This window comes from Pseudovibrio denitrificans JCM 12308 (genome assembly GCF_001310815.1).
Taxonomy (GTDB): domain Bacteria; phylum Pseudomonadota; class Alphaproteobacteria; order Rhizobiales; family Stappiaceae; genus Pseudovibrio; species Pseudovibrio denitrificans.
Window position 1 is genome coordinate 87,922 of record NZ_BAZK01000009.1, and the last position, 26,554, is coordinate 114,475.

The following is a 26,554-nucleotide window of genomic DNA, read 5'->3' on the forward strand; positions in this document are numbered from 1 at the left end:
GTCGAAGTCGCGTATAAACATGCCTACACAGCGACTATATTTGTCACTTGACTGACACAACTTGATCTAATGCCTTTAACCAGTTTTCTAAGTGCCAGATATTTTGAATTTTACCGTTTCTAATTTCTAGAATGTCAGTTGCTTCTACTTCAAAGCTTTGACCATTTGTTTCGTAACCAAATAATGACGTCTTAGGGGTCCCGCGTATTATCGATCGGACAACCGTTTTCCCGTCACCTGTGATGATATCCACGTTTTCAACGCTAAAGTCTGGAATGAGTTCTAAGAACTGCGCTATGGACCGCTTCATAGCCTCAGGTCCAGCTTCGGACCCAGCATGGGTCGGATGGTTCACCAGTGTTGGTGCCATGATTTCTGAGAAAACTGTTAGATCTCTCGTGTTGAATGCTGAGTACAAAGCTTCAACAATCTTTATATTTGTGTTGTAAGCCTTTACCCTTGAACGCTCCCCATCACATGAAGCAACTTCTCTTATCGGGGCCGATGACATAAAGCGTTGGCCATCAGGCGTTACATAAGATGCATTTAACTCCATTTTCGAAAAGTCAAAAACATCGACGACGTTTGCTCCACTTGCTTCCGTCCAACTCAGCAAGATCAGTTCAGAAGTAAGATCTTTGCGGTCTAATGTCTCGTTTGCTGACTTGCCTGTTTCACCGTTCGGAGCACTGATATAGGTCCAAGTCAGTGCATTCTCTCCAGTAAAACTTACACACAAGTGATAGTCCGACACTGCGTACTCAAAGCTACGGCCTGACAACTGTGTATTACTGTAGCTTAAATCTTGCGCGCTGAGTGGGGCACTCATTGCGAGAATAGCCGCCAGTGTCCAAGACATGCACTTCATATTGAGCTCCTTAAAATTAGCTAGGAGTTAATATCGAGAAATGCCTCTTATTCCGCAAATGAATATATCGGATTTAGAAAATTCGAAAATCGAATATTATATTGTAAGCTTTCACTAGATCCAGCTTTGGCACTGAAGCTGTTTGTAAGGTTTTATGGGTGCTTATAGCCGTAGATCAACAGAGGATTTTGTCGGCCATGCAAATGTACTGGCGTCAACCTGATCCAGTGTTTGCTTTCTTCAGACGAACCCGCTGCTTGCATAACAGCATGAGAAGCAATGATCTCCATATTGGCTTCTTTGGTCAACTGCTCCAATCTTGCAGCTGTGTTTACAGCATCACCTAAGGCAGTGAACTCCAACCGTGTATCGCTTCCAACTACTCCAGCAAATACTCGACCATGATGTATACCAATACCAACCTTCACCGAGTAACGGTATTTCTTAGCTTGGTCACGAGCCCACATTCTCACATTCATGGAAATTAGTCTCGAACACATTATTGCGCGTTGTGCGGTGGACGCGCCGTCAAAAAGTAAGAGTGCTCCATCTCCAATGAACTTGTCTATGATAGCATCTGTCTCCTCACTAGCATGTTGAATTATTTCACGAAATTCAGAAAGGAAAATACTAATAGTCTTGGGATCTTGCATTTCAGACCACTTAGTGAACCCTCGAAGATCAACGAATAAAATCGTCATATCCCTGAGCTGACCTTCTCTAAGCTTTGAGAGTCTCCCCTCAGCCAATGTTTCTACAACTTGAGCGGGCAGATATCGAAACAAGTTCGCTTTTTGTTTTGCTTCAATAATTGATTGACGGAGCAGCCAGCGAGCTCTTTGAACTGCAACTACAAGCATTGTACCTAACAATGCAGTTAATACTATTCTAAGAGAGTTTGGCGGTGCCCCAAAGGCTAATGCTATCCGATCATTGATATCAATCGCCAAGACATCCGGTTCCCAAGAGACCAGAATAGATAGGCCTGAGACAAGAAGAAGAGTTACATAAGTTTGCAATAGCGGATTAAATCTGAGGGCCCCAAATGCGAGTACGAGTGGAGCAAGCCAGACTAGAGGCATTGCGAAAATAAAGTCTCCAGAAATCATTGAGTTAATGAGTGAAAACCAGCCATTCAAGAAAAGAAAAGCACAATCTGCTGTAACTGCGACCCAGCTCATCCAAAATTTGAACGCGTTAATCTTGATGATAAGGATACTTACGATGCCAACAATCAGATAAGAAAGGCACGACACTATCGCAATTTTAACTTGCCGACCGAGGTAGTCTTCACCTATCTGCTGCACATCATCGATAGCAAATATGATGGCTGCCAGAACTCCTAAAGAGACGATTATGCGCATCGCTGCAACAAACATCTCTGCATCAATTTCGGCGGCTCTGAGAAGGATGACTTCATCATCACTTATGTGGCGATGTCTATAATATACTCTGTCTTTTAGTTCTTGGAACTTGCTTTTCTTGACTGACTTACTTTCTCGCATGCCTGTTGCTTCTTATCTTACAGAGCTCAAACTTTTCTATGAAGCAGCTGAATTAGTTTAGGCTGTCCCGCGCGTTCGAACTGCTTTGTGATTACTATTTAAATTTCAAGTTGAGTGAGTAAACATATTCATTCATCAACTCTGCTCTTTAAGCTTGATCTGAACGTTAAATCGCTGCATTTAAATTATTCATCAAATGAATTTATCGGATTTTCTAAATGCGAAAATCGAATTTAATGCGCTACAATGCTAGTCATCTAGTTGTGTTCCAATCATTGATGAGAACACGCAACGTAACCACTACAGCCTCTGAACTAAACATGAGTCAGCCTGCTGTTAGTCGGGTTCTGGCGCACTTGAGAGAAATGTTTCGCGATCCCCTCTTTATGCGAAGTAGTGAAGGTATGGTGCCATCTGCGCGTGCTTTGGCAATTGCAAATCAAGTTTCAGTAATTGTTGATGATCTTGCAGACCTAATCTCGCCAGAAGAGTTTGAACCATCCAGATCTGATCGTGTCTTCCGAGTTGCATCCACGGACTACGGTGTAAACACCGTCCTCCGACCACTCTTTGCTAAGCTGAGTCATCTAGCTCCTGATATTCAGGTCGAGATTGTACCTATTTCAATAGATAGTCAGAAGGAACTTACTAACGGTTCGCTAGATTTGCTTTTGTTTACGACTGTATCTACGGAAACAAACTTCAGTTCAAAATTTCTATTCAAAGAATCGTACTCTGGAATTTGCTGTGAAACTCACAACTTGGCAAAACAGAAAAAAGTTGGTTTAGAGGAGTATCTTAAATGGCCGCATATGGTTAGCACCCCGCTAGGTCGTAAAGGTAGCGTCGTAGACCGAAAGTTAGCAGAACTAGGCAGATCTCGCCATGTCGCATTGCGGCAACCATACTTTACAACAGCACCGTTACTGTTACTAAACAGTGACTTGGTTCTAACAATACCAACTCGTTCCGCAGTTTTGATGTTAGAGATCGCTCCTTTGAAGATTTTTCAACTTCCATTTGAAGCTCCGGGCTTTGAGTATAATCTCTACTGGCATCCACGGAGTGATAACGATGCTGCTCACCTTTGGTTCCGAGAGCTTCTTTGCAAACAAGTAGACCAATCAAGGCAGTTATAAACGCGTATGGTTTTTGTTATGGCCGAACATCATTGCGTTCAACTCGATGGAAAACAGGCGCATCAGCTCCAAGCGCGAGCCTGGAGGCTGAATCTTATATGTTGCGATGCTGTAGCATTACAGGAGGATGCTTGTCTTTTGATATCTTCTGTAGCATCGGGTAACGCCAGCAATCTGAAGTGATCAATTTGGTTTTGTTACTCCACTTAAAAGAATCTAAGTTGCTAGAAAACGAAGGTTGCCTAACATGTCACCCTTACATTTCGCTTGCTGAGGTATTGAACCACTGATCAATATGGTCTACCGCGCGTTTAATAGTTGGGATATCATCGTAGAACTTTGTTTGGAACTGATCTTCAAACCAAACAAGTTTTTTGTTCTCAGTGGCGATTGAACTAAATAGCTTCTTCGGGATTTCGGGGCCGCTTGCAGCTTTGTCGGAATGAATGACTAGTGTAGGCTTGTTAAGCTTCTTGAGATCAGTTTCGGTATCACCATCCCAAATATCTAAGATACTCATCCGCGTAATGCGATTTTCCCATTGTCCACCTTTGCCATTGGCGTTGGTTGCCCATGGCATATACCAATCATAAATTGGCTTGAACTGAAGCAAAGCTTCTTCTTCTGGTGTTCCTACGATTGGAACGTACTCAACCTCTCCAGTTTGCTCGTATTTTTCTTTAGCGACTTTTGCCTTCTCAAGCAGCGCCTGCAATTTTTCTTCACCACCGTTGTATCGTACAGCAACGTCAGGATGCAGATAGTGACCGGCCACCAATGAAACAGACTTAATGCGCTTATCTTGAGCAGAGGCACGTGCCATCCAGTTTATACCTTGGCAAATTCCAAGGCCGTAAATTTCATCGGCATTAACGGATGAGACCTGACTTAAGTAATCGATAGATGCGATGATATCTTTTGTTTTCTGCTCACCATTTTCATATCGACGAGGTAAACCTTCACTTGCACCGTGATAAGTCGGGTCAAAAATCAAAGCTGTATAGCCTTTAGCGGCCAGTTCTCTCGCATAAAATGTTGGCGCTTGTTCTTTCACGAAACCAACTGGGCCAACAATGGTCACTGTCTTGTTGTTGGGATTTTCAGGTTTGAAGAGTACGCCTGAAAGTGTATTTTCACCGCTCTTGAACGTAACAGGCTCAATGCTAAATGCATCGTTTGTGTCATTTGCAGAAGCGTTCGCACTGATCATGGAAAACGCTACCATTGCTATTTTGATGAGGGATTTATAGCGCCCTGTTGAGCATTTGTTGCTTGAGTGTTTTATCATTGGGAGACTCCATTATGAAAATAGAGTAAGGAACACAATGCCACCTGCACAGTCGAACGGAAGTTACTTCATTAGAATTGCTTGATATCGACAAAGGGAATGTCTAACCTGTTTGGTTAAAGCAAACCATTGAACAGATTAAATCTTCTGCAGAAAGCACTATCAGTTTTTATTTGCGAATGTACCAACTGCTAGCATTAAGCAGAAATCTACTTCCCCCCTCAAATAGCATTTCTAAGATCTATCCATTTTCAACTTGATCCTTACCTCTACTAGGAATAGAAAAAAATATTGAGTTGAAAAATGACTAATTAAGTATGATACTCATTCATATTATGGATATATTAGACATCCCACCACGTCAGTTGCTGTTATTTGTAGACTTGTGTCAGACTTCATCAATCACAAAGACAGCCGAAAATCTGGGTTTGAGCCAACCTTCTGCCAGTCGTCACTTGTCGATGCTTCGAGATGCTTTAAGGGATCCACTCTTCGTTCCGGCAGGTAGAGGGCTCGCTCCAACACCAACAGCAATACGTTTACTGCCGAAAATTGATAGCCTCATTCATGAGTATGAACGCTTACCAGGAGCGGCGGCCATATCTCCTCCTGAAATGTCAGGGATCGTCCGATTTGCAACAACAGATTATGGAGCGATGGTTGCACTTGGTCCTGCGCTGCAGAGAGCAAACAATGAAGCACCCAACCTAGCTTTTGAAATCTTCCCGCTTGAAAACGACGTGTTTGCTAGATTGATTGACGGTCGGTTAGATTTTGTATTCTTTTCAGACGACCCAGTTCGCGATGGAATTGAGCATTATGACCTTTTTGAGGAAGACCATGTCTTCATAGTCAGGAATGGTCATCCGTTAACTCAGCGCCAAAATGTAACCAAACAAGATGTTGAGGAGTACTCGCGATTACTCGTGAACATTATAGGAGATAGGCACTCTTACGTCGACGATGATAGTCTCGGTAAAGCAACTCCAGGCATGTGGGTTCCTTACTTCGCTGCAGCCCCATTTCTCGTTACTCAAAGCGATATGGTGATGTCTATTCCCAAACGTGCAGCTGATAGTTTTGCAGCTTCGCTGCCAATGACCATTCTTCCCATATCTCCAGAGGAAGAACCGTTTACCTATCGATTGCTCTGGTCCAAGCAACTGAACGATGATCCAGTTATCAATTGGATGAAAGAACTAATTCGGGATGAGACGCAGCAGACATAACCAGAGGACGATGCATGACATCTAGGGTACTCCGAATGGTTTAAGTCGCTTCAGGAACTAGTTTGAATGCTTTGCATTGCGCCTCCACGACGACGTCTACGCTAGCCGGTTATCAACTGTTGACCTCAAGGCTTAGCTTAGTTAGAGCCTCAAACTGTCTGCGACTGCTCTATAAGCAAGCGAAGTTCCGCTTTAGCTAATAGCCTCGCTGCACCTGCGTAGTTACGTGCTCGATACAACGTCAGCATGGTCGCAAAGTAACCCGTTCATGTTGGTGGTTATACCTTTGTTTACCCAGAAAAGTTCTTGAGAAAATGAGACTGAGATCACCTCTGTGAGAGCTAATACAACCTTTGATGGAAACCCTTGAATGACGGCTTTTGGCCCACTTTAACCCTGTCACTTTGCAGCGTGTTCATAGTTTGCCATTGATGTAGGTGAAGATTGACGGCAGCTAAGGCATAGCCGAAATTGAGCACGACCTCATAAAGTAGATGGCTGATTGTAGAAAGTGCATGTTTTCTGAGGCGACTTCACATATATAGCAGAGCAAAATTGACACTTACTCACAAATTGAACTCCCCTCAATCCAATCCAGAAAAACCAGTAGTCCTTTTCTCTCTTGTTGTTTGTCTGGGTAGACCAGATAGTAATTTCGCAAGCTTGGTACGGTGAGGCCAAGAAGCTGAATGAGGCGGTTGGATTTTAGTTCATCTTGAATGAGTGTTGGGTCCATCAGAGCAACACCAATACCAGTGGAGCAGGCTTCCAGGATTTGGGAGCTGTTCTGGAACTCTAGGCGAGCGGTGGGAGCGTTGAAGGGTTCTCCAAGGTGGGAGAAGAACTCCGCCCACTCTGTTAGAACCTGTGTGTTGTAAAGAAGGGGCGCAGAAGCAAGGTCGGTTAGGTTCGAGATGGTTTCGTACATCTGAGGAGCGCAAACTGGTGTGAGTTTTTCGCTTAAGATCAGTTTGGAGGTAAGGCCCGGCCAGCTGCCTTTTCCACGTCGAATGACGAGGTCCAGATCTTCTGTTTCAAAATCTGATTTTTGAGTACTGGTCTGGATTGCGAGTTCCCAATCTGGATAACGCAACTGAAAGTTTTCGAGCCGGGGCATCAGCCACCTTGTGGCAAAGAATGGTACAACGGACATCTTGATTGTACGGCTGCGCTTGGGGTCCATCACCACGTCTGTTGCTCGCAGAAGGATTTGGATCCCCTGCTGTACATTGCTGAAGTAATACTCACCAATTGGCGTAAGGGTTACACCTCTTTCAATGCGTGTGAACAGCTTGGTGTTGAGTTGCTGTTCAAGTTGGCGAACCTGATGGCTAACCGCTGAGGGGCTGATGCATAGCTCTTGCGCAGCCTTATTAAAGCTTAAAAGCCGTGCAGCAGCTTCAAATGTCCGCAAACTGTTCAGAGATGGATAAGCCAAAGGTGATCCCGTGAATTTGGATAGCTGTATAGGTGAGTATTTACTCATCTATATAAGAATTATCACCTTTTGTCTGCCCAGGCGCTGCTGAATAAAATGCCTCAATCATTTCTCAGTTATATATGGAGGCAAAATGATGGACCCGACAGGCAAACTCCTGATCAATGGTGAGTGGATCATCAGCACACAATCAGGAACTTTTTACGCAGAGAACCCGGCGACTAGTGAGGAACTTCCAACGGCATTCTCTCAGGCGACTTCGGAGCATGTTGAAGCTGCGGTGGGTGCTGCAACAGATGCATTTGCTGTCTACTCTAAGATCTCAGCTGTAAAGCGTGCGAGCTTTTTGGAAGCCATTGCTGGAGCAATGGAGCGTACCGCAGATCAGATTGTGGAACGGGCAGGGTTGGAAACAGGCCTTCCGGATATGCGGCTGCGCGGTGAACTTGGTCGTACCACCGGGCAGCTGCGCTTGTTCGCAAACCTATTGAAGCGGGGAGATTGGCAGAGACCAGTCATTGATCGAGCTGATCCGGATCGCCAACCAGTGGCAAAACCGGACATCCGGCTCACACAAACCCCGCTTGGTCCTGTTGTTGTGTTTGCTGCAAGCAATTTTCCGTTGGCATTTTCGACAGCAGGTGGAGACACGGCTTCTGCGTTGGCTGCGGGATGTCCGGTGATTGTGAAAGCACACTCTGCTCATCCGGGAACCTCGGAACTTGTTGCGAACTGCATTCTTTCGGCAATTGAGGAAACTGGCGTGCCGGCAGGGACGTTTGCATTGCTTCATGGCCCGGGCAGAAGCCTTGGTTCTGCGCTTGTGCAACACCCTGGGATCAAAGCTGGTGGTTTCACAGGTTCTGTTGCGGGCGGTAGGGCCCTGTTTGATCTTGCTGTGCAGCGCCCTGAACCAATTCCGTTTTTTGGTGAACTTGGGTCAACCAATCCGGTGTTTCTTCTGGATGAAGCTCTTGCGAGCAAGAATGAAGCCATTGCCCAGATGTTCGTTGGTGCAATGACACTAGGTGCAGGTCAGTTCTGCACAAATCCCGGAATTTTGGTCGCAAAGCGGAGTGATGCAACCACTTCATTTTGTGAGTTGGCTGCAAGTCTGATTGCTAAGCAAGGTCCGCAGACTATGCTCACCTCTGGAATCTGCGCAAGCTATCGTGAAGAGAACAGTCAGCGGCAAGAGGAAGTGTCTGTTCGTGTTCTTGCTCAGGCACCAAACGTCAATGGCAATGAGGCGCAGCCTGTTTTGATGAGTGTGTCAGCAGTTGACTATCTTGCAAATCCGCAGTTGCAGGAGGAGATTTTTGGGCCTTCAGCCTTGCTTGTCCTTTGCGAGAATGATGAGGAGGTGCAAACGGTTGCGGCAAGTTTCCATGGTCATTTGACCTGCTCAATTTTTGCTGAGGAGGCTGATGTCAAAGCAAGTGCGGAACTGGCAAGCACACTGCAAAACAAAGTTGGCCGGGTTGTCTTCAATGGCTTTGGGACTGGCGTTGAAGTCTGCGCTGGGATGTCTCACGGTGGGCCGTACCCATCTAGCACCAATGTTCAGTCAACGTCTGTTGGGGAACGTGCCATTGACCGCTTTGTACGCCCATTGTGTTTCCAGAACACTCCGGACGTCTTGCTGCCAGATGAGCTGAAAGACGCAAATCCGCTTGGTGTTTTACGTCTGGTCGATGGTGAATGGACCACGAAAGCGCTCTAGCCTGCTAAAGAAAAACACCCGCAGATCTTAAATCTGCGGGTGTTCTCGAGCCAATGCTTATTTAAACCATGTATCGGCGAGCCGATAACCAGTTGGGAATGGGTCTTCAGGATCGACGCCATACTGCGAAATCCCGGTGAGCCACGCACGACCTTTGATCTGTGGCTTGACTGCTTGCAGATCTCCGACCTGCGAAGTTCCGAGGATTTGACATTCAAACTCAGTATCCAGAATTGAGCGATGAATAAACTTCTCTCCAACCTTAATTTCGCCTCTGGCATGCAGCAATGCCAATCGGGCTGACGAGCCTGTGCACATGGACAGCGATCAAGGCGTCCTGGGGAGACGATTACAGCATTCTTCGAGGTTTTAACGCCGTCTTTTGTCTCGAGAGGACCAGTGAATTGTGTCTGATTGACCGTATGGATTTCGGGAATTTCCGGATGAACTGAAGGCAATTGCTCGGCTGCTGCTTTTTTCAGAATCTCACCAATTTCAACCAGATCCCGTGACTCAGACGGGTGTAGTGAAAAGCCAAACTCTGCGGCCTCTGCAATCACATAGATCATGCCACCATAAGAGACATCAACACGTCTGGAACCGAAACCGGGTACGTCAATGATGCGATCACGGTGCATGACAAATGATGGAATGTTATCGAAAGAAATCCTGCGGCATTTCCCGTTTTCACATTCTGCTGTCACGTGAACGAGGCCTGCTGGAGTATCAACCACCACTTTTGTGAAGGGTTCAGCCATCGGCACCATGCCGGTTTCAAGTGCAGTTGTTACAGTGCAAATGAGGTTTGAGCCGGACATGTGAACGTAATAGTCTGACTCCATAACGATCATGCCGAAATCTGCATCTGGATGGCACGGTGGTGTGATGTAGTTTACGGAGGTGTTTACGCTTCCGCGTGGATCGGAGAGCAGCATTTGCCGGACCCAATCCATATTATTTTCCATATTAATGAGCTTATCAAGCATGGTTGCACCCGGGGGTGGGAGCAGACCGCCTGTGATTACACGCCCGACTTCACCTTCGGCGTGGGCACCCACGACCGTAATCATATTATTCAGTTTCATGAAAATCTCGTTTGTCTGGCGAGCTTGATCGTATGGCATCAAGCCCGCCGCAACTGGAGGGATCAGCTCAATTGGAAGCCATGAGCGAATGGATCGCGATCATCAATGTAGATCGTGTTGTGACCAGTTATGCGTGACCAACCACCAATGCTTGGATAGATGCAGAGGATCTCACCAATCTTACCGACACTCTCGACCTTGCAATTGTACAGAGTGCCGATGATGCTCTCATGTACGAACTGATCGCCGCATTTGAGGGTGCCGCGTGCAAAAAGTTGAGCCATGCGCGCAGATGAGCCGGTTCCACAGGGCGAGCGGTCAATGGCTTTGTCGCCATAAAACACTGCGTTTCGTGCATCGGCTTTCTCGTTAATGGCCTTATCGCACCACATCACATGGCTGACACCTTTGATCCTGGAATCTTCAGGATGCACTGGCTCAGTCACTTCCTGGATCGCCTTTCTGACTTTTTGGCTTAGCCCGACGAGTTCGGATGGTGATTGAGCATCAAGTCCTGCCCAGTTCTCTTGCGGTTCTATGATTGCGTAAAAGTTGCCACCATAAGCGATGTCAAAGGTAAGTTTGCCAAAGCCCTCTACCTCAACAACTAGATCGCTGGCGTGAAGATAAGAGGCAACATTGAAGATGCGGACTTCTTCAACATGGCCTTCTGTAAGCGAATACTCCGCATCAACCCGTCCGGCAGGTGTTTCAATTGCCAGTTTGCCGGGCACTCTTGGGGAAACAAGGCCTTCCTCAATGGCATAGGTTGTTGCTCCAATCGTGTCATGACCGCACATTGGCAAGCAACCGCTTGTCTCGATGAAGAGGTATCCGATGTCGCAATCAGATCGCGTTGGAGGATACAGGATTACTCCGGACATAACATCATGGCCGCGCGGCTCGAACATAAGGCCCTGACGCACCCAATCGTGGTTTTGGAGAAAGTCCTGGCGGAAGTCTGCCAGGCTTTCACCGGTTAGCTCGGGGGCGCCTCCCGTGACAACCCGACATGGGTTGCCACAGGTATGACCGTCGATACAAGAGAATGTGTGACGCATCTTAAGTTACCTCCCTTGGATTAGTGAAGTACACGTTCAAGGAACTGCCGCGTCCTCAACTCACGAGGATCATTGATGACCTGTCGGGCGTCACCAATTTCGCAGATTTTTCCTTGATCGAAGAAAGCCACGCGGTCACTGGCTTCGCGGGCAAATGGGATTTCGTGCGTGACAATAATCATGGTCATGCCTTCGTCTTTCAGCATGCGCATGGTGTCCAGCACTTCGCCTACCAGCTCAGGGTCAAGTGCCGATGTAACCTCGTCAAACAGCATGTATTCCGGTTCCATCGCCAGAGCGCGAGCAATGGCAAGGCGCTGTTGTTGCCCACCGGAAAGTTGACTTGGATAGTGGTTCAGCTTGTCGCCTAGCCCAACATGTTCCAGATGCTTTGCGGCCAGATCCAGTGTGTCTTTGCGCTTCATGCCTTTGACAACGCGCGGAGACAGAGCAACGTTTTCAATGGCACTGAGATGCGGAAAGGCATTGTATTGCTGAAAGACGATCCCGATCTTTTCGCGAAGCTTGTTCAGGTCTGTTGCTTTGTCGAATACATCGATTTCGTCGACAAGAACCTTGCCATCATCAATGGAATGCAGGCCATTGATGCACTGAAGCATGGTAGATTTTCCGGATCCAGAGCCACCAATCAGACATAGGACTTCGCCTTTGTCGATGGTCAGATCGATACCCTTGATCACGTGATGCTGGCCAAAGGACTTTTGCAGATTTTTTATCTCGATCATTGCTTTAGTTTCCTTTCAAGTGTCTGGCTGTACCGTGAGATCGGGTAGCAGATGATGAAGTAGAACAGACCGGCCCCAAGCAGGATCAGGATTGCTTCATTGGTTCTGTTGATCAGGATTTGGGAGGCGCGAAGAAGTTCGATGTAGCCAATGACACCAACAAGGGCGCTGTCCTTGGTTAGGCCAATCACAAGGCCGATCCAGCTTGGAAAGACCACGCGTAAGGCGAGAGGAGCCGTGACATATCGCATTTCAGTCCAATAGCCCATGCCGAGTGAACGGCCTGCACGGCGCAGTTCTGGCCTGACGGCTTGCAGTCCGGCCTGCACAACTTCTGAGGTGAAGACCCCCATGTAGGAGCTGAGCACAATCGTACCGGACCATAACGGGTTAAGCGGGTACCCGGCGATGGCAATGAAGCTGTTGAACAGCACAAATTGGATAATAAGCGGAACGCTGCGTGTCACGTCCACATAGGGAGCGACGATCCAACCAACCAGACGACTGGAATCTCGTAGCCAGCCCAGGGCAATCCCAAGCACTGTGCCAAACAGTGTGGCTAGTGCTGTCAGCAAGATTGTTTTACCTGCACCATCCAGCAGGAAAAGCAGGTCTGACCATGATAGGCCTGAGTAAGCAGACATCAGCGACCTCCTTTAAGAAAACGCCATTGCACGAGCGCTGCAAGGCCCAGAATGATCTTGGCGATGACGTAGTACATGGCAGCAGCAACGAGGAAGAACTCGAAGGTACGGAAGGATCTGGATTGGGCAAATTGAGTTGCTCCAGTAAGTTCCTTGAGGCCGATCACCATACCCAGTGACGTGTTTAGAAGAGCCCACATCGATTGGTTCATGATGGGGCGGAAAGTTACGCGGAACACTTGCGGTAAGACGACGTAACTGTAGACGCGAAAAGAGTTCATGCCGAGGGAGTGCGCTGCTGCATATTGCGTTTGCGATATGGAGTTGAAACCACCCCTCAGGATCTCAGCAAGATAACCGGCATTGTTAAATGCGATTGCGCCGAGGACGGCTGCATAGCTGGATATGTTTATCCCTAGAGCACCGAGGCCGAAATAAGCGAGATAGATCTGAAGCAAGCAAGGCGTGTTTCTGGCAACTTCGATCCAGACAGAGGCCAACCTGCTGGCTATGGAGCCCTCATTGCGGCGTGCAACTGCAAGCAAAACAGCCAGTGTAATACCGATCAGCATCGAGAACACAGCGATCTGCAAGGTAACAATTGCACCCTCTGCAAGCTGAGGGATTTCCTGCCAAACGGTCCTCCAGTGAAAACTGTAGCCAAACATGGAAACACCTGTTGGTTGCTGGGCATCAGAGATGCCCAGTCAGTTGCTGAAAATTAGTAGTAGGTGTTCGGAATAGTCAGCGCAGGCACTTCATCTGAGCGGAAGTACTGTTTGTAAAGCTCTGCATATCGGCCAGATTTCTGCTGCTCCCAAACAAACAGATTGGCCCAACGCAACAGTGAGTGGTCGTTTTTGTTAACGGCGATGGAAACCAGATCAACCGTGAACGGTGCTTCTGAACGGATCTCCAGATTTGGGAAGTTGCCGCTTGCAATTAGGTCTGCTGCTTGAGCGCTGGATCCAATAATTGCCTCAACTTTACCCTGACTGACGGCCAAATAAGATTCAGCATCAGATCCAAAGCCTGTGTAGTTGCCGTTCGGATCATCCCAATTCTCAAAATGTTCAAGGAAGAACTGTTCCGGAGTAGTGCCGACAACATTACCGACAGAGCGCCCCTTAAGGTCTTCAAAGCTCTTAATGTCGCTGTCTTTCTGAGTGATGACGACATTGGTGTACACCACATAAGGCATTGTGAATGCGACGGTCTTAGCGCGCTCAAGAGTGTTTGATGCGGATGCGATCATCACATCCACGCGTTTGGAAACAAGGGCCGGAACACGCTCTGGGGAAGGGGTTTCAACGACCTCTGCTTCTACTCCCAACGCTTTCGCCATGTCTTTGCAATACTGAACATCAAAACCATCAGGCTCGTTGCTTGAGTTACGAAAACCGGCAGGCGGAAAGTCCAACATCACGCCACATCTTAAAGTGCCTGTGCCAATGATATCGTCAATCTCATCCGCCTGCGCAGGGGCTGTTGAAGCAATAAGTGCAGCTCCGACAAGAGCAAAAGAGTTCCGGATCAGTTTTTTCATTTGTCATCCTCCCAATACAACTCGGCCTGACAATCAGGTCGATATTGCCTTATTGACAAATCATATGATTGGATCCAATAATATCATTTGTCAATATCTGATTTTGGAAAGACTCATTGAGAGGCCTTTCTGAAGGCGGTGGAGAGCCTCGATAAACCGAGGGTCAAAGCGGTTCAGATGGAATGAAACAAGCAGGTTTTGCTGCTTGAAACCGGAATATCAGCCAATGCAAAGTTCTCGGAACCTGCACTGGGAGTTAACAAAGAGCAGAGCGTTATGGCGTTCAGCCTTTCAGGAGAAATCCATGAGCAAGACGATTGTTTTAGGCGCAGGTATTGTTGGGCTGTCTTGTGCCTATTATCTGATCCAAGCAGGCAAAACAGTTGCGATCGTGGACCCTTCTCCGGAAGGGGACAAAGCCTCTTTTGGAAATGCAGCAGGCTTTGCTGTGACTGAATGCATACCTGCAGGAGTACCAGGATTACTCTTCAAGCTTCCAAAGTTGCTTCTAGATCCATTAGGACCGTTGTTTCTGAAGCCAACACATGTACCTGCGATGTACCCCTGGTTGTTAGAGTTTCAACGCTCGAGCAGTAAACGTCGCGTCTTAGAGATCGCGCCTGCATTAGCAGCGCTGAATGATCGAACGTACAAGGACTTTGCCCCAATCCTTCGCGATCTTGAATACGAGCGACATGTCCATAACAAAGGGTGCCTTGTTCTCTACAATGATCGCAGTTCATTTGAAAAAGATCGCTTCTCCTGGGATTTAAAAGCAAAGCACGGTGTAAAGTTTGAGCAGTTAAACGCTCACGAAGTACGAGAGCTAGAGCCTGATATTGGTCCCAGAAAACAGTTTGGCGTGCTTCAGACTGACTGGTCTCACATCAGTAGCCCAAAGCAGTTGATGGACCGGTTCCTCAATTGGGTCAAAGATCAGGGAACCGAAATTATTCGCGAAACTGCTGTCGCACTTGAACATTCAGAACGCGACGTTTCAGTTCGACTTGGAAATGGTGAGGCTCTCACCGCCGATGATGTGGTCGTCGCAACAGGAGCCTGGTCCAAGTCTCTGGCAAACAGTATTGGAGACAAATGCCTGCTGGAGTCTGAGCGCGGCTACAACACGACCTTCAAAACTCCGGGCATATCTTTGTCCCGAGAGCTCCTATTTGCCGAAGAGATGTTTGCAGTTACCCCGATAAACGAAGGACTGCGCGTGGGAGGAGCCGCTGAGTTCGCGGGTTTGAAAGCGCCACCAAACTATGAACGAAGCCGGGCTCTTGCAAAACTAGCATCTAGGATGCTCCCGAAATTGCAAACAGATACAGGTGACCAATGGATGGGGCACCGTTCAGCGACGCCGGATAGTTTGCCAGTGATCGGCTCCTCGCCCAAGGTTAGAGGTGTACATTACGCATTTGGTCATGGCCATCTGGGTTTGACCCAGGGGCCCGCAACAGGCCGACTGATTGCAGACCTTGTTCTAAGGAGAGAGCCCATTGTTGACGTAAGGCCTTATGGGATTGAAAGATTTACGTGAGGCATGACCGTACTCTAGTGCTTTGTCTCACCTGATTGGAGTAAGCTGGCTTGTTGATAGAAGTAGATGACTTGATGAATTTGATAGAGCGAACCATTATTCAGGAACATAGTATCCAATAAGGCGATTTGAAAAAGTAAGAGGCAGAACATGGAATTGAAGCGGTCTATCAAACGACAGAGTGTTCCAGATGCTCTTGCTGCTGACATTCGCCAGAGGATCTTAAGCGGTGAGTTTCAGGACGGCGATCAAATTCGTCAGGAGCAGATCGCCGAAGAATATGAAGTCTCGCGCATGCCAGTGCGAGAAGCCCTCCGACGCCTGGAGGCTGAAGGGCTTGTCGCTTTCCACGCACATCGCGGAGCTATCGTGACAGAGCTTTCTCTCGATGAAATTGCAGAGATGTATGACCTGCGTGAACTCATTGAGATTGAAACACTCAAAGTTGCCATTCCAGCTATGACTGAAGCTCATCTCGAAGCAGCTCGCGAAATTCTGAGCAATCTTGAAAGTGCTTATGAATCTAAAGATGTAGCGGCTTGGGGAGCTTTAAATACTCAGTACCATGTGGCTCTATGTGCATCTTCGGGACGCAAACAATCACTCGCATTCATCAAACAGATCAACAGTCAGATAGAGCGCTACATTCGCCTTCAGTTGAAGGCTGAAGGAGCGATGGATAAGGCGGAAGATGAACATCGCCAACTGCTCAAGCTGATTGAAGACAAGAACGTAGATGCAACTGTCGAGCTTCTACGCAAGCACATTTTAGATTCAAAAGAAGGTATGCTCGCTGAAGTCGCCGCTCATCGTGCTGCTTAGATTTGCGTGTTCCCGTGATTGCAGCAAGAGGATCAAAGAGGCCTTTAAGCTAATGTGGCCTCTTGAAATCTTATGCAGCCTAAGTCACTTGCTCATGATTAAGCAGTTTCAGAATGTCAGCATAAAGAGCTTTAGGAATCTCGATTGCATTTCGTTTCAGATTTTTCGCGCGCGCCTCATATCGTCTCTGCGATGGAAGGCGTGCACCCTGATCTACGATCTGCGAAAACAACCTTTCAGCGCGAGCATTGTTCTCCTTAGTTCTGCCACCGGACAACAGATGAGGATCGAAGGCTATGATCAACTCTCCATGATACGGTGTTGAACCTTTGCCGCCGTCAAACTCCAGGCTCTCAATGCTTGTCAGATCATCGATCAGTGGGCCAGCAAGCAACTCAATCATGATGGAGAGTGCAGAGCCTTTGTAATCGCCGAATGTGAGCATAGCTCCGTCCAGTGCAGCTTCCGGGTCAGTCGTCGGATTGCCTGCGCTATCAACGGCCACACCTTCCGGCAACGGTCGTCCTTCTCTACGGTGCAGCTCAATCTCTCCGCGTGCAACAACACTGGTTGCAAAGTCAAATGTGAAAGGCTTTTCTCCAATGCGCGGCCAGCTGAATGCGATCGGATTGGTGCCCATGGTTCCTTTGGACCCGCCTGCCGGAGCAACCCAAGCATGGCTGGGCACCATGGCCATAGCAGCCAAACCAGCTTCTGAAAGCTTTTCAACTTCAGGCCAAAGTGCCGAGAAATGGTAGCAATTATTGATTGCTAATGCCGCGATACCCATTTGCCGTGCTTTTTGGACAAGCAATGGCCGCGCTTTTTCAAAGGCGACCAGAGAGTAACCACCGTGTGCATCTGCGTGCACTGACGCAGGAGAGGGCTCAGATATAGTGACGCCAGCCTCTCCGTTCACATGGCCGGCTCTGATGGTATTGGTGCAAACCAGCAGGCGATATAAGCCATGTGAATGGCAATCATCCAGCTGACATGCACAAATAACATCAGCGATGCTTCGTGCATGGTCTTCATTAAAGCCATTGCTTTGCAGCACCGAAAGACTGAGCTCATGCGCATCTTTCAAACTGAGTGTAACTTGCTCAACCATAACGTCCCCAGTCTTTAAATCTATCTGGTGTTGCCGAACCCTGCGGCCCGGCAACAGATATTCCTTCAGGAACTACAGTGTTTTCAAGTCTTCAATGGCTTTTTGGACCGTGCTGATAACATACTCACGTTCTTCCCCGACCAAAGGCAGGCGCGGGGCACGTGTCCACTCCGGCGCGCCATAAACCAGATGTTCTGCCAGTTTGATGTATTGGACCAGCTTCACGTGCACATCCAAATGATATGATGGTGTGAGCAAATGATAGAGCTTGCGGCTTCTTCATAGTCGCCTGATTGACAGAGGTTGAACAGCTTAACTGCTTCTGCTGGCCAGACATTTGTCATGCCAGACACCCAACCAGTCACGCCGAGTGCGGAGCTTTCTACGATCAGGTCATCAACACCACAGAAGATGCTGAATCTATTGCCAAACTCCACATAGAGATCGGTGACACGACGCACATCACCAGTCTCTTCCTTAATGCATACAATCTCAGGCACATCCTTCAGCAGTCTCAGCGTTTCAATGTCTACATCCACGCCATAGGCGATTGGGTTGTTGTAGATCATGATCGGTAGATCAGAAGCGCTGGCAATGCCTTTGTACCACTCCGCGGTCTCGCGAATATCGGTCTTGTAACCAAGGCTCGGGAACACCATAAGCTTGTGCGCCAAAGCTCTTATAGAGCGCAGCGTTTGCTTTAGCGTTTTCAAGCGTAACTTCAGCAAGACCAGAAAGCACAGGCACGCGCCCATTCGCCACTTCAACAGCCCGGCGAATAATAGCTTCGCGTTCTTCCATGCTCATCGAAGCATTCTCGCCAAGCATCGGCAAGACGATCACCCCAGAAACACCATTCTCGATCAGACGATCGATACTCGCCTTCGTGGCTTCAATGTCCACTGCCCCAGCTTCAGTCAACTTCGTCGTCACCGCCGGAAACACACCCGTCCAATTAATCATACCGCATCCTACCTCTCTACATTGATTGATGGATTGGATATTGGATACAATAATATGATTTGCGTGTCTACCTGAATTTGAAAAGAGCTTTTGTGACGTGTTGAGGTATTAATTGCTTGCGGGCGTAAACTTCTTGAGCGGTGTATCTTCTTGCTGCGCTAGGTACGTATTCGAAAACGCTTGATCGGTTGTGCCTCAGCATGCCCGTTGTTGGTCCTAGGCATCCTAAAGTAGTCATCCTAGTTATCAATTTTAACGCTGCAACGGACGACTGCTTTGGTCTGCAAAGAGGCTTCTTGCTCTTCTAAAAAGCGGTTCCCAGGGCCCTCACAATTCTGCTAGCCGGGAGCTACTAGAGGTTGAGAGTAAGTTGTGACTAAGAATAAGGTAATAACGTCGGCTTGCTTGCCGATAGTCCTCTGTGTGCTCTCGTGAGCGAACCTACTTCTCCTTCACAACCGATCTGAACAACTGTGGGTCCTTCCCAGCCCTTCCTCGTCCTACGGGGAGTTCAGCAGAGCAGGGCTTGCGCTTGTGTGGGGTTTGCGGAGGCTTGGTGTTTATGTTCATGTTGTTGTTCTCATGTTCTAACCCCGCTAATCTTATGGGTTTATGGGATTTTTCACCTTCATCTCATTGACAGTTTAAACAATCCATCGCATGGTTTAAGCGAGGCGTCGAAACCTCTCACAGAGCGGTCACCGCTGCCGTTTACAGGCGGTCTTTTTGTGTCTGGAGTTAGGTCTTCAAACACAAACTCTCGCTTATGGGCGGGAGGGCGGTGAATACAATACTTTGCGGGGGAATAAACCCGCCTGTCTCTGTCAGGTTTCGAACCTCCCGCTCGCCAGTGGGTTGTCGAAAGCCTTCTGCTGAGTGGTTTGTTCAACAAGCCGACAGAGAGGGCTTAATGATGACTGATACTGGAAAAGAGAAATGTGCCCATACGTCCCTTCGCAATGAAGTGGATCAGCTTCGCTTATCAAGCAATCACCTCAAAAATCTAGTTTATTCCATGAGCGTGGTGATGAGTGAACGTATGGAACACACTCAGGAATATGAAGCGTTGCTGACGCTGTTTGATACTGTGCGCACTCACATCAATGATGTGCAGGAAAGCGGTGAGAAGATTTCCGAGCTGCTTGATCCCTGTGCACTGGAAATCTCTAAAAGCAAGTAAGTTGGAATGATGAGAGGCTTGCCTCTTAAGGAATATTCTGGCTTGGGAAGCGTGAGCTTCTCAGGCCTTTTTAGTGTGTGGCCGCTGAGGTGCCCAAAGTACTGAGAAGGGCATTCACTGATGGAGTGCTGCTTGGCTGCGTTCTAATCGTTGCCTTTCTTTTGCAACTTCTTCTTTCAAGAACCAATGGCCGGTTTCACCGTCATGTTTCGAGAGTTTTTGGGATAAGGCCTTTCTCTTTGAGGTCTTACAAAGAACCTCAAAGAGTGGGTCTGATACTGAGATAAACTTGGATGTTCGATTGAGTATCTGCATTGCTGCTGCTTTGGCGCTAGATGATACTGATTGAAGTTCACCTGTATTATTATTTGTATATTTATCTTTATTTCGTGGTGCTCTCACGTCACCCTTTCGCTGCTCATTTTGGCATGTTTTTTGGTCTTTTTTGTCACTGCAACCGTGTTCAGGCCGCGAGTTTGGTACGACCATAGGTGCTCTGCTGTCACGTTTTTCATCCCCTATAGGACAGAAGGCATAACGATTGCTTTGCCCACGACCACGTGCGCGTTGAGCTTTAAAATATCCAGCTTGTTCTAGCTTCTTCAAAGCCCGGATCACTGTTCTTCTGCTGGTGCCTGCATCCTCTTCAAGGCGAGAGATGCTTGGCCAGGCATCTCCGGTCTTTGTATTGAAGTAGTCGCACAGCGCGATCCCCACGACCTTCTCTGAAGCAGAAAAGTTATGATCCCGGCACAGCTTGCTAATCCAGACAGCTTTGTCGCTGTATTGGATGGTTAAGCTGTTACAATGCTGTATCTTACCAGTTGAGCCACTCATCATTTCCTCCCCCACTTCAGCAGGCGAGAAACCTTTGACAAAATTCGCCCTGTTATTTGACGTTTAAATAGCGGTTTGACGTTTTGTACGGATCTAAGCCATTGGAAAATAGACAAGAGTTCAGGATTGAAAATCCGCGTGTCGGTGGTTCGAATCCGCCTCCGGGCACCACTTATCTCCTTGAATTACTAGATAATAAACTAAGCATTCGCTCAGATTTCTCAAGGTTTGACACTTTTTTTCGGCATGGTTTGACACTTTTGCTCCAACCGCTTGCTGAACTCTTCCCCGCGCAGAGTGATTTCCTTCTCAAAACGGACAGCAATATCCGACATGCTTTCTCGCTTCTCAGTTCCTTTGGTGTAGGGAGACACTATGTTCGAATTTGCTTCCGGCGGTTTTGATTATCGCTCCTTTAAACTGAACTACATTAGCCGCGATGGAATGAGCCTCTTTCGCTGCTTCAGATGTTGTTCGCTCTAACAATCTTGAACCAACATATCCTGCGGCAAACGAGTCTCCTGCTCCGGTGGTATCGACTGGGATAATGTCGCTTTGTGGGGAGACGGTGGTTTTCTCTCCGTCCTTTAAGATCAAGCAATCATTACCGCCATCTTTTACGACAACCTCTGTTGAACCCCATGAAGACCAAGTGGTTGCGATCATATCTTTTGATGTCCGTTCCCAAAGAGTGATGTGATCTTCCTTTGAGACAAGCGCGATATCAGCTAGCTTTGCAAGTTGTTTATTGGTTTGGCGGCAAATGTCATTATCAGGCCACAGGTCTGCCCGGTAGTTGGGGTCGTAGGCGATGAGGCAATGTGGTTTCACAATATGTAGCGCTTCAATCAGATTGTGTCGTTGTACTTCATCCAGAATGGCGAGTGATATACCGGAGAGGTACAGGCAATCGTAGGATACCAATAGCTCAGCAATTCTTGCGGAGGTCCAGCGGTCAAACATGTGGCGGGCGGCAGATGCTGAGCGCCAATAATGGAAGTAGCGCTCACCAGAAGCGTCGTTTTCGATTATGTAAAGGCCGGGCGTACGCCCCTCAATGCATTGAAGCGCATTCGTGCGGATACCTTCGCTTTCAAATGCAGCAACCATTTTTTGACTGTATGTGTCACTTCCTACACCTGTAATATAAGAGACATCCAGTTCGTCGCTGAACAGATGCGCCAGATAAACTGCAGTATTGAAGGTGTCTCCAGCAAAAGACTGCTTGAACAAACCGTTTGCTGTTGAAGTAAGTTCCAGCATGCATTCTCCAATGCAGGCGATGGATTTTCTTTTTGGATTTAACATTGAGAGGCCCGTACACAACATCAGCAAAAGGTGAAAAAATGAACAGCCAACGATGCCTGTGATCATGTTGGCTGTATCAATGCTAGAGAGCGATATTCAGTTCAAAATAGCGATTTGCATTGTTGAAACTGATATCCTGAACCATGCCACCAAGCAGCTTCATATCTTTTGGCGCTTCGCCATCAATCACCCAGGTGCCGATCATGTTACAGAGGATTCGACGGAAGTACTCGTGGCGGGTGTACGACAAGAAAGATCGACTATCTGTCAGCATTCCTATGAAACGTGACAGCAGGCCAAGTTGGGATAACTGCTCCATTTGACGCAACATGCCGTCTTTTTGGTCGTTAAACCACCAGCCAGACCCAAATTGGATTTTGCCTGGAATCCCACCACCCTGGAAATTGCCGCACATGGTTGCAAGCACTTCATTGTCTCTTGGATTAAGCGCATAAAGGATTGTTTTCGGCAGAGCGTCTTCTTCGTCAAGTCTATTGAGCAGTCTACTAAGTGGTTGTGCGATCAGGCCGTCATTGATGCTGTCGAAGCCAGTATCTGGTCCCAACAGGCTCAACATACGGGAGCTGTTATTGCGAAGTGCACCAATATGATACTGCATGGCCCAACCGCGGTGCGCATATTCCTTGCCCAGATAGATCAAGACGGCTGTTTTAAATGCTGCGGCTTCTTTTTCACTGACGAAGGAACCGGAAAGGCGGTTTGAAAGGATGTTGTTGAGCTCAGCTTCAGAGGCTTCTTCATAAACAACTGTATCGAGAGCATGATCGGAGATTGTGCAGCCGTGCGCTGCAAAGTGGTCTAGCCGCTTAGACAGTGCAGCACACAAATCTGCGAAGCTATTGATTTCAGTATCAGACACTTCAGAGAGCTTGGCGATGTAATCGACATAGCCTGTTGCGTTGATCAGAAATGACTTATCGGGGCGCCAGGATGGGTTCATCCTAATAGAAAAACTATTGTCTTCCGCTGTTTTCTTATGCGCCCTTAGATCATCAATTGGATCGTCAGTTGTACCAACCATACGCACATTCATTTTTCTCATGATGGAGCGTGCTGAAAACTCCGGTGAGGCCAGCATTTCATTTGCACGGTTCCAGATATTCTCAGCTGTAGCGCCATTTAACAAACTATCATCAATTCCGAAGGGGCGGCGGAGCTCCAAATGTGTCCAGTGATAAAGCGGGTTGCCGATGGTTGCTGGTACAGTTTCAGCCCATTTCTGGAACTTTTCACGGTCAGATATGTCTTTGCCAGTGCAATACTTCTCTTCAACACCATTGGCACGCATAGCACGCCATTTGTAGTGATCTCCTTTGAGCCAGATCTCTCCGAGATTTGCGAACTGATAGTCGTCAGCAACTTGCTCTGGCGGCAGATGACAATGGTAATCAATGATCGGCATATCCTTCGCGAAGTCATGATAAAGCTCGCGTGCGACTTCAGAATGAAGAAGGAAATCGTCAGTTAGAAAAGTGGTCATTTTGATACTTTCAGCTGGAGAAATATCGGGATCTGGAACAGTTAGGAAGATGCAGCACCAGTCCAATCCGCTAGGCGATCAAGCGTGAATGGTTCAGCTTGAAGGAATGCAAGTGCTTCAAGTATCAAAGCCACTAAAGCATCACTTACAATAGACTTGCCCCAGAACGCTTCTTCACTGAGAAACGCTCGGATCATAATGTCTGTGCCTTCTGTAACTTGCAGAGTGTTGAGCGTCCCAAAGCGCTCGAGGACTTCGTCAGCGTCACGGGCTGGAAGTTCCTCAGCGTGCTTGAAAGCGCCAGTATAGAAAGTCAGCCACGCAGCAAGAGAAAGTGCCATGTATCGAGGAGGCTTGCCCTTGGCGGCAGTATAGCTTTCAAATCGCGGAAGATTTCGGGTTTGAAACTTTGCAATGCCATTGAGCGATATGTCATGCCAGCGATGCTTAATGTATGGATTGGAGAAGCGGCGCAGGACCTCGTCGCTAAATGCGCTCAGTTCATCTTTCGGCAATGAGAGGAATGGGATGATTTCCTCCTGCAACATACCTTCCAGAAATGCTCTGCCGACAGGATGTTCGAGTGCTGACTGCACGGTTTCAGTTTGAGAAAGTAATGCGAGCGGGCAAAACCCAGTGTGAGCGCCATTGAGGATTGCCACCTTTCGCTCTTTGTAGCCATCTGCATTGGAAGTTATCAGTGTGCCGTTGTCATACTCTCCCAAAGGTAAGAGTAACTCAGGTTGATCTTCTCGTTTCTCAATGACAAGAAAATGAAAGAGCTCTGCAGTCACCATCAAAGGGTCTTCATAGCCAAGCTCTGCCTCAAATGTCTTCGCTTCATCACGAGGATAACCTGGAACAATGCGATCAACGAGCGTGTTGTAAAATGCAGAATGTGTACTGATCCAGTTGACGAACTCTGTTGGTAGTTTCCAATCACGAGCATGCTGGAGGACAATCTCTTCAAGAGTGTCCCCGTTCTTTTCTATCAACTCACATGGCAAGAACTGAAAACCAAGCGCGCCTGAGCCACCGCAGCTGTGGAAGCGCTCTAGGAGTAGCCTCGTTACTTTTGCAGGAAATGAAACTGGCGGTTCATCCTGAAGCTCACAGTCGGGCACATAAGTGATGCCTGCCTCTGTGGTGTTGGAGATAACCGTTGCAAAATCTGAGTTTCTCGCGAGAGCAAGAACATCATGCCACTCGCTGGCTGCTGACATTTCTTTTCGAACACATGCGACCTGACGAATGTCAGAAACTGGTTTCCCTTCCCGATCAACCCCACGAGTGATTGCGGTGTATGCGCCGTCAGACTCATTGAGTGAGAATGGGATTCCACCGTCAATGGGCCGGACCACAACAACACCAAAGTCAGTACCTGCGCGTTCATTCATACGATCAATTTTCCAATCCATGAAAGCGCGTAGGAAGTTACCTTCTCCGAACTGGATCACTCTTGGTGTTGGGCGAGGACGACCTGCCAGGTTTTTCTCTGAGATACGGTTCATAAATCTATCTCCTTGTGATGTTTCCAGCTACAGAGTGACGCCCGTCTTGAAGATGACGATCTCTTGCATACGATTGATTTCATTGAGTGTCTGTTTGCCGCTGGCGACTTGCATTAAGTAGTCTGCAAAGTCAGTGCACAGCTCATCCATATCCGTATCGTCGTGAACCAGCGTGCCTGCTGAAAAATCGATCCAGTGCTTCTTCCGATCAGCAAGCTCAGTGTTGGAAGCGACTTTTACGGTTGGAACGACAGTCCCAAGAGGGTTGCCGCGACCAGTTGTAAACAGCACCATATGACAGCCCGCGGCTGCCAGAGACGTGATCGCCGTTCCATCATTTCCGGGAGCTTCCAGAAGGTTCAGTCCGTTCTTGCTTAAGCGATCCTGATAGCGCAGTACGTCTGTAACGATCGAAGTACCTGCTTTCTGCGTGCACCCAAGAGACTTCTCTTCTAGCGTGGTGATCCCACCCTCTTTGTTGCCGGGCGATGGGTTCTCATAAATGGGCTGATCGTGGTCGATGTAATACTGCTTGAAGTCATTAATCAGTGAAACGATGTCAGCAAACACAGACTGGTTTTCAGCGCGCTTCATCAAGATACGTTCAGCACCGAACATTTCAGGCACTTCTGTAAGAACTGTGGTACCACCTCTGCTGCAAAGCCAATCGGACAAAGCGCCCAGCAATGGGTTTGCCGTTATGCCAGAGAACCCGTCGGAACCTCCGCATTTCAAACCAATCCGCAAACGATCAACACCTACCGGCACACGTTTGTCGGAGCTCAGAATGCCTGCAAGATCCTGCAGGTGGCGGTATGCGGTTTCGAACTCATTTTCAGTTTCTTGGGCGACCATGCAGCGCAGACGTGATTGATCGGGCATCTCCAGGTTTTCGAGGAACTCGGTAAGCGTGTTGTTCTCACAGCCGAGCCCCATCACCAGAACGCCACCTGCATTCGGATGCATGACCAGATTTTGCAGAATTGTGCGCGTATTAACGTGATCATCACCAAGCTGGGAGCATCCAAAAGGATGCGCCAACACAGTTACTTGGGTGCCTTCAGGAAGTTCTTCGCTGCGTTCAAACTGACGTGCAACGGCTTGGGCAACACCATTTACGCAGCCAACAAGTGGCACAATCCAAAGATCATTACGAATGCCAATGTCGCCGTTTGCTCGTTCAAATGCCAAAATCTGCGGAACTTTTATCTCACGTTCCCGTTGCTCTGGTGCACCTGAGTATGTGTAAGTCTCGTCGGTCCTAAGTCCGGTCTTTAAGTTATGTGAGTGAATATGGTCTCCGCATTTGATTGCCGAGCGCGCACGTCCAATGGAAGCGCCATACTTGATGACATGCTCACCTTCAGCAATGTCAGCTCGTGCAATCTTGTGACCTGCAGGTATATCTTGAAGGAGGCTAACGCCTTCAATAACTTCATTTTTCTTGAACGACTTCAAAGCAACGAGAACAGTATCATCGCGATGAATTTGCATGTGGGATCTCAC

The 26,554-nt window shown here is 47.9% G+C and carries 23 protein-coding genes and 1 pseudogene; 6 read left to right on the plus strand and 18 right to left on the minus strand.

Features of this window, described 5'->3' with window-relative positions; translation table 11 throughout:
• Positions 1 to 43: 43 nt before the first annotated feature.
• The gene (locus JCM12308_RS13840) at positions 44 to 859 is read right to left on the minus strand and encodes an ester cyclase (RefSeq protein WP_164845312.1); all 816 of its coding nucleotides are present in this window, start codon (positions 857 to 859) and stop codon (positions 44 to 46) included.
• A gap of 161 nt (positions 860 to 1,020) precedes the next feature.
• Positions 1,021 to 2,373 carry an adenylate/guanylate cyclase domain-containing protein gene (locus JCM12308_RS13845; protein ID WP_054784147.1) on the minus strand — a complete coding sequence of 451 codons (1,353 nt, stop codon included), beginning with the start codon at positions 2,371 to 2,373 and terminating at the stop codon, positions 1,021 to 1,023.
• Positions 2,374 to 2,609: 236 nt separating this feature from the next.
• On the opposite strand from JCM12308_RS13845, the gene JCM12308_RS13850 reads away from it, so the two are divergent.
• Positions 2,610 to 3,512 (plus strand): LysR family transcriptional regulator, encoded by a 903-nt coding sequence (locus JCM12308_RS13850; protein WP_164845313.1) that lies wholly within the window; start codon positions 2,610 to 2,612, stop codon positions 3,510 to 3,512.
• A gap of 256 nt (positions 3,513 to 3,768) precedes the next feature.
• Here JCM12308_RS13850 and JCM12308_RS13855 read toward each other — a convergent pair whose 3' ends face one another.
• Positions 3,769 to 4,800, minus strand: coding sequence for an alpha/beta hydrolase (locus tag JCM12308_RS13855; RefSeq protein WP_128647404.1), 1,032 nt, complete (start codon positions 4,798 to 4,800; stop codon positions 3,769 to 3,771).
• Positions 4,801 to 5,117: 317 nt separating this feature from the next.
• On the opposite strand from JCM12308_RS13855, the gene JCM12308_RS13860 reads away from it, so the two are divergent.
• Positions 5,118 to 6,029, plus strand: a complete 912-nt coding sequence (locus tag JCM12308_RS13860) for a LysR family transcriptional regulator (RefSeq protein ID WP_054784150.1) — start codon at positions 5,118 to 5,120, stop codon at positions 6,027 to 6,029.
• A 562-nt stretch (positions 6,030 to 6,591) separates the two neighbouring features.
• Here JCM12308_RS13860 and JCM12308_RS13865 read toward each other — a convergent pair.
• Entirely contained in the window at positions 6,592 to 7,467 is an 876-nt protein-coding gene (locus JCM12308_RS13865) for a LysR substrate-binding domain-containing protein (RefSeq protein WP_054784151.1), read from the minus strand.
• 133 nt (positions 7,468 to 7,600) lie between these two features.
• Here JCM12308_RS13865 and JCM12308_RS13870 point away from each other — a divergent pair, with 133 nt between their 5' ends.
• A complete protein-coding gene (locus JCM12308_RS13870; RefSeq protein ID WP_083417438.1) occupies positions 7,601 to 9,190 on the plus strand; it encodes an aldehyde dehydrogenase (NADP(+)) in 1,590 nt (529 codons plus the stop codon).
• Here the strand turns inward: JCM12308_RS13870 and JCM12308_RS13875 are convergent.
• The 6 genes from JCM12308_RS13875 to JCM12308_RS13900 form a co-directional block, all read right to left on the minus strand.
• Positions 9,187 to 10,275 (minus strand): proline racemase family protein, encoded by a 1,089-nt coding sequence (locus JCM12308_RS13875; protein ID WP_444544399.1) that lies wholly within the window; start codon positions 10,273 to 10,275, stop codon positions 9,187 to 9,189. The genes JCM12308_RS13870 and JCM12308_RS13875 overlap by 4 nt on opposite strands.
• A 62-nt stretch (positions 10,276 to 10,337) precedes the next feature.
• Positions 10,338 to 11,336, minus strand: a complete 999-nt coding sequence (locus tag JCM12308_RS13880; protein WP_054784153.1) for a 4-hydroxyproline epimerase — start codon at positions 11,334 to 11,336, stop codon at positions 10,338 to 10,340.
• A gap of 20 nt (positions 11,337 to 11,356) precedes the next feature.
• Positions 11,357 to 12,082, minus strand: coding sequence for an amino acid ABC transporter ATP-binding protein (locus JCM12308_RS13885; RefSeq protein WP_054784154.1), 726 nt, complete (start codon positions 12,080 to 12,082; stop codon positions 11,357 to 11,359).
• Positions 12,079 to 12,726, minus strand: a complete 648-nt coding sequence (locus JCM12308_RS13890; protein ID WP_054784155.1) for an amino acid ABC transporter permease — start codon at positions 12,724 to 12,726, stop codon at positions 12,079 to 12,081. Before JCM12308_RS13890 ends, JCM12308_RS13885 begins: the two co-directional genes overlap by 4 nt.
• Positions 12,726 to 13,394 (minus strand): amino acid ABC transporter permease, encoded by a 669-nt coding sequence (locus JCM12308_RS13895; protein ID WP_054784156.1) that lies wholly within the window; start codon positions 13,392 to 13,394, stop codon positions 12,726 to 12,728. Before JCM12308_RS13895 ends, JCM12308_RS13890 begins: the two co-directional genes overlap by 1 nt.
• A 53-nt stretch (positions 13,395 to 13,447) precedes the next feature.
• On the minus strand, positions 13,448 to 14,272 hold the full coding sequence (locus tag JCM12308_RS13900; protein ID WP_054784157.1) for an ABC transporter substrate-binding protein: 825 nt from the start codon (positions 14,270 to 14,272) through the stop codon (positions 13,448 to 13,450).
• Positions 14,273 to 14,576: 304 nt separating this feature from the next.
• Here JCM12308_RS13900 and JCM12308_RS13905 point away from each other — a divergent pair, with 304 nt between their 5' ends.
• Together JCM12308_RS13905 and JCM12308_RS13910 are read left to right on the plus strand one after the other, a co-directional pair.
• Positions 14,577 to 15,815: an NAD(P)/FAD-dependent oxidoreductase gene (locus tag JCM12308_RS13905; RefSeq protein ID WP_054784158.1), complete on the plus strand. Its 1,239-nt coding sequence runs from the start codon at positions 14,577 to 14,579 to the stop codon at positions 15,813 to 15,815.
• Between the two features lie 150 nt (positions 15,816 to 15,965).
• Positions 15,966 to 16,637: a GntR family transcriptional regulator gene (locus JCM12308_RS13910; protein WP_054784159.1), complete on the plus strand. Its 672-nt coding sequence runs from the start codon at positions 15,966 to 15,968 to the stop codon at positions 16,635 to 16,637.
• Positions 16,638 to 16,716: 79 nt separating this feature from the next.
• Here the strand turns inward: JCM12308_RS13910 and JCM12308_RS13915 are convergent, their stop codons facing one another.
• The 3 genes and pseudogenes from JCM12308_RS13915 to JCM12308_RS13920 form a co-directional block, all read right to left on the minus strand.
• On the minus strand, positions 16,717 to 17,748 hold the full coding sequence (locus JCM12308_RS13915) for an Ldh family oxidoreductase (protein ID WP_054784160.1): 1,032 nt from the start codon (positions 17,746 to 17,748) through the stop codon (positions 16,717 to 16,719).
• 72 nt (positions 17,749 to 17,820) lie between these two features.
• Positions 17,821 to 17,973: a hypothetical protein gene (locus JCM12308_RS33015; RefSeq protein ID WP_373282366.1), complete on the minus strand. Its 153-nt coding sequence runs from the start codon at positions 17,971 to 17,973 to the stop codon at positions 17,821 to 17,823.
• Positions 17,970 to 18,711, minus strand: a pseudogene (locus JCM12308_RS13920) (dihydrodipicolinate synthase family protein). The gene JCM12308_RS33015 and the pseudogene JCM12308_RS13920 overlap by 4 nt, the downstream one beginning before the upstream one ends.
• 913 nt (positions 18,712 to 19,624) lie before the next feature.
• On the opposite strand from JCM12308_RS13920, the gene JCM12308_RS13925 reads away from it, so the two are divergent.
• Positions 19,625 to 19,891 carry a hypothetical protein gene (locus JCM12308_RS13925; RefSeq protein WP_054784228.1) on the plus strand — a complete coding sequence of 89 codons (267 nt, stop codon included), beginning with the start codon at positions 19,625 to 19,627 and terminating at the stop codon, positions 19,889 to 19,891.
• A gap of 114 nt (positions 19,892 to 20,005) precedes the next feature.
• On the opposite strand, the gene JCM12308_RS13930 is transcribed toward JCM12308_RS13925, so the two are convergent.
• The 5 genes from JCM12308_RS13930 to JCM12308_RS13950 form a co-directional block, all read right to left on the minus strand.
• The gene (locus JCM12308_RS13930) at positions 20,006 to 20,728 is read right to left on the minus strand and encodes a helix-turn-helix domain-containing protein (RefSeq protein WP_054784161.1); all 723 of its coding nucleotides are present in this window, start codon (positions 20,726 to 20,728) and stop codon (positions 20,006 to 20,008) included.
• Positions 20,729 to 21,076: 348 nt separating this feature from the next.
• Entirely contained in the window at positions 21,077 to 22,102 is a 1,026-nt protein-coding gene (locus JCM12308_RS13935) for a sugar kinase (RefSeq protein ID WP_083417441.1), read from the minus strand.
• A gap of 16 nt (positions 22,103 to 22,118) precedes the next feature.
• Positions 22,119 to 23,537: a glucuronate isomerase gene (uxaC, locus tag JCM12308_RS13940; RefSeq protein ID WP_054784162.1), complete on the minus strand. Its 1,419-nt coding sequence runs from the start codon at positions 23,535 to 23,537 to the stop codon at positions 22,119 to 22,121.
• Between the two features lie 41 nt (positions 23,538 to 23,578).
• Positions 23,579 to 25,048, minus strand: a complete 1,470-nt coding sequence (locus tag JCM12308_RS13945; RefSeq protein ID WP_054784163.1) for a tagaturonate reductase — start codon at positions 25,046 to 25,048, stop codon at positions 23,579 to 23,581.
• A 27-nt stretch (positions 25,049 to 25,075) separates the two neighbouring features.
• Positions 25,076 to 26,542 (minus strand): UxaA family hydrolase, encoded by a 1,467-nt coding sequence (locus tag JCM12308_RS13950; protein ID WP_054784164.1) that lies wholly within the window; start codon positions 26,540 to 26,542, stop codon positions 25,076 to 25,078.
• Positions 26,543 to 26,554 lie beyond the last annotated feature (12 nt).

Excerpts from the sequence above, each read along its gene's own strand:
- JCM12308_RS13850 (WP_164845313.1), top strand. The coding sequence starts at position 2,610 with ATGCGCTACAATGCTAGTCATCTAGTTGTGTTCCAATCATTGATGAGA.
- JCM12308_RS13880 (WP_054784153.1), bottom strand. The coding sequence starts at position 11,336 with ATGCGTCACACATTCTCTTGTATCGACGGTCATACCTGTGGCAACCCA.
- JCM12308_RS13855 (WP_128647404.1), bottom strand. The coding sequence starts at position 4,800 with ATGATAAAACACTCAAGCAACAAATGCTCAACAGGGCGCTATAAATCC.
- JCM12308_RS13885 (WP_054784154.1), bottom strand. The coding sequence starts at position 12,082 with ATGATCGAGATAAAAAATCTGCAAAAGTCCTTTGGCCAGCATCACGTG.
- uxaC (WP_054784162.1), bottom strand. The coding sequence starts at position 23,537 with ATGACCACTTTTCTAACTGACGATTTCCTTCTTCATTCTGAAGTCGCA.
- JCM12308_RS13935 (WP_083417441.1), bottom strand. The coding sequence starts at position 22,102 with ATGATCACAGGCATCGTTGGCTGTTCATTTTTTCACCTTTTGCTGATG.
- JCM12308_RS13860 (WP_054784150.1), top strand. The coding sequence starts at position 5,118 with ATGATACTCATTCATATTATGGATATATTAGACATCCCACCACGTCAG.
- JCM12308_RS13915 (WP_054784160.1), bottom strand. The coding sequence starts at position 17,748 with ATGGTTGAGCAAGTTACACTCAGTTTGAAAGATGCGCATGAGCTCAGT.
- JCM12308_RS13925 (WP_054784228.1), top strand. The coding sequence starts at position 19,625 with ATGACTGATACTGGAAAAGAGAAATGTGCCCATACGTCCCTTCGCAAT.
- JCM12308_RS13910 (WP_054784159.1), top strand. The coding sequence starts at position 15,966 with ATGGAATTGAAGCGGTCTATCAAACGACAGAGTGTTCCAGATGCTCTT.
- JCM12308_RS13840 (WP_164845312.1), bottom strand. The coding sequence starts at position 859 with ATGTCTTGGACACTGGCGGCTATTCTCGCAATGAGTGCCCCACTCAGC.
- JCM12308_RS13875 (WP_444544399.1), bottom strand. The coding sequence starts at position 10,275 with ATGAAACTGAATAATATGATTACGGTCGTGGGTGCCCACGCCGAAGGT.
- JCM12308_RS13895 (WP_054784156.1), bottom strand. The coding sequence starts at position 13,394 with ATGTTTGGCTACAGTTTTCACTGGAGGACCGTTTGGCAGGAAATCCCT.
- JCM12308_RS13900 (WP_054784157.1), bottom strand. The coding sequence starts at position 14,272 with ATGAAAAAACTGATCCGGAACTCTTTTGCTCTTGTCGGAGCTGCACTT.
- JCM12308_RS13930 (WP_054784161.1), bottom strand. The coding sequence starts at position 20,728 with ATGAGTGGCTCAACTGGTAAGATACAGCATTGTAACAGCTTAACCATC.
- JCM12308_RS13890 (WP_054784155.1), bottom strand. The coding sequence starts at position 12,726 with ATGTCTGCTTACTCAGGCCTATCATGGTCAGACCTGCTTTTCCTGCTG.
- JCM12308_RS13945 (WP_054784163.1), bottom strand. The coding sequence starts at position 25,048 with ATGAACCGTATCTCAGAGAAAAACCTGGCAGGTCGTCCTCGCCCAACA.
- JCM12308_RS13845 (WP_054784147.1), bottom strand. The coding sequence starts at position 2,373 with ATGCGAGAAAGTAAGTCAGTCAAGAAAAGCAAGTTCCAAGAACTAAAA.
- JCM12308_RS13870 (WP_083417438.1), top strand. The coding sequence starts at position 7,601 with ATGATGGACCCGACAGGCAAACTCCTGATCAATGGTGAGTGGATCATC.
- JCM12308_RS13905 (WP_054784158.1), top strand. The coding sequence starts at position 14,577 with ATGAGCAAGACGATTGTTTTAGGCGCAGGTATTGTTGGGCTGTCTTGT.
- JCM12308_RS13950 (WP_054784164.1), bottom strand. The coding sequence starts at position 26,542 with ATGCAAATTCATCGCGATGATACTGTTCTCGTTGCTTTGAAGTCGTTC.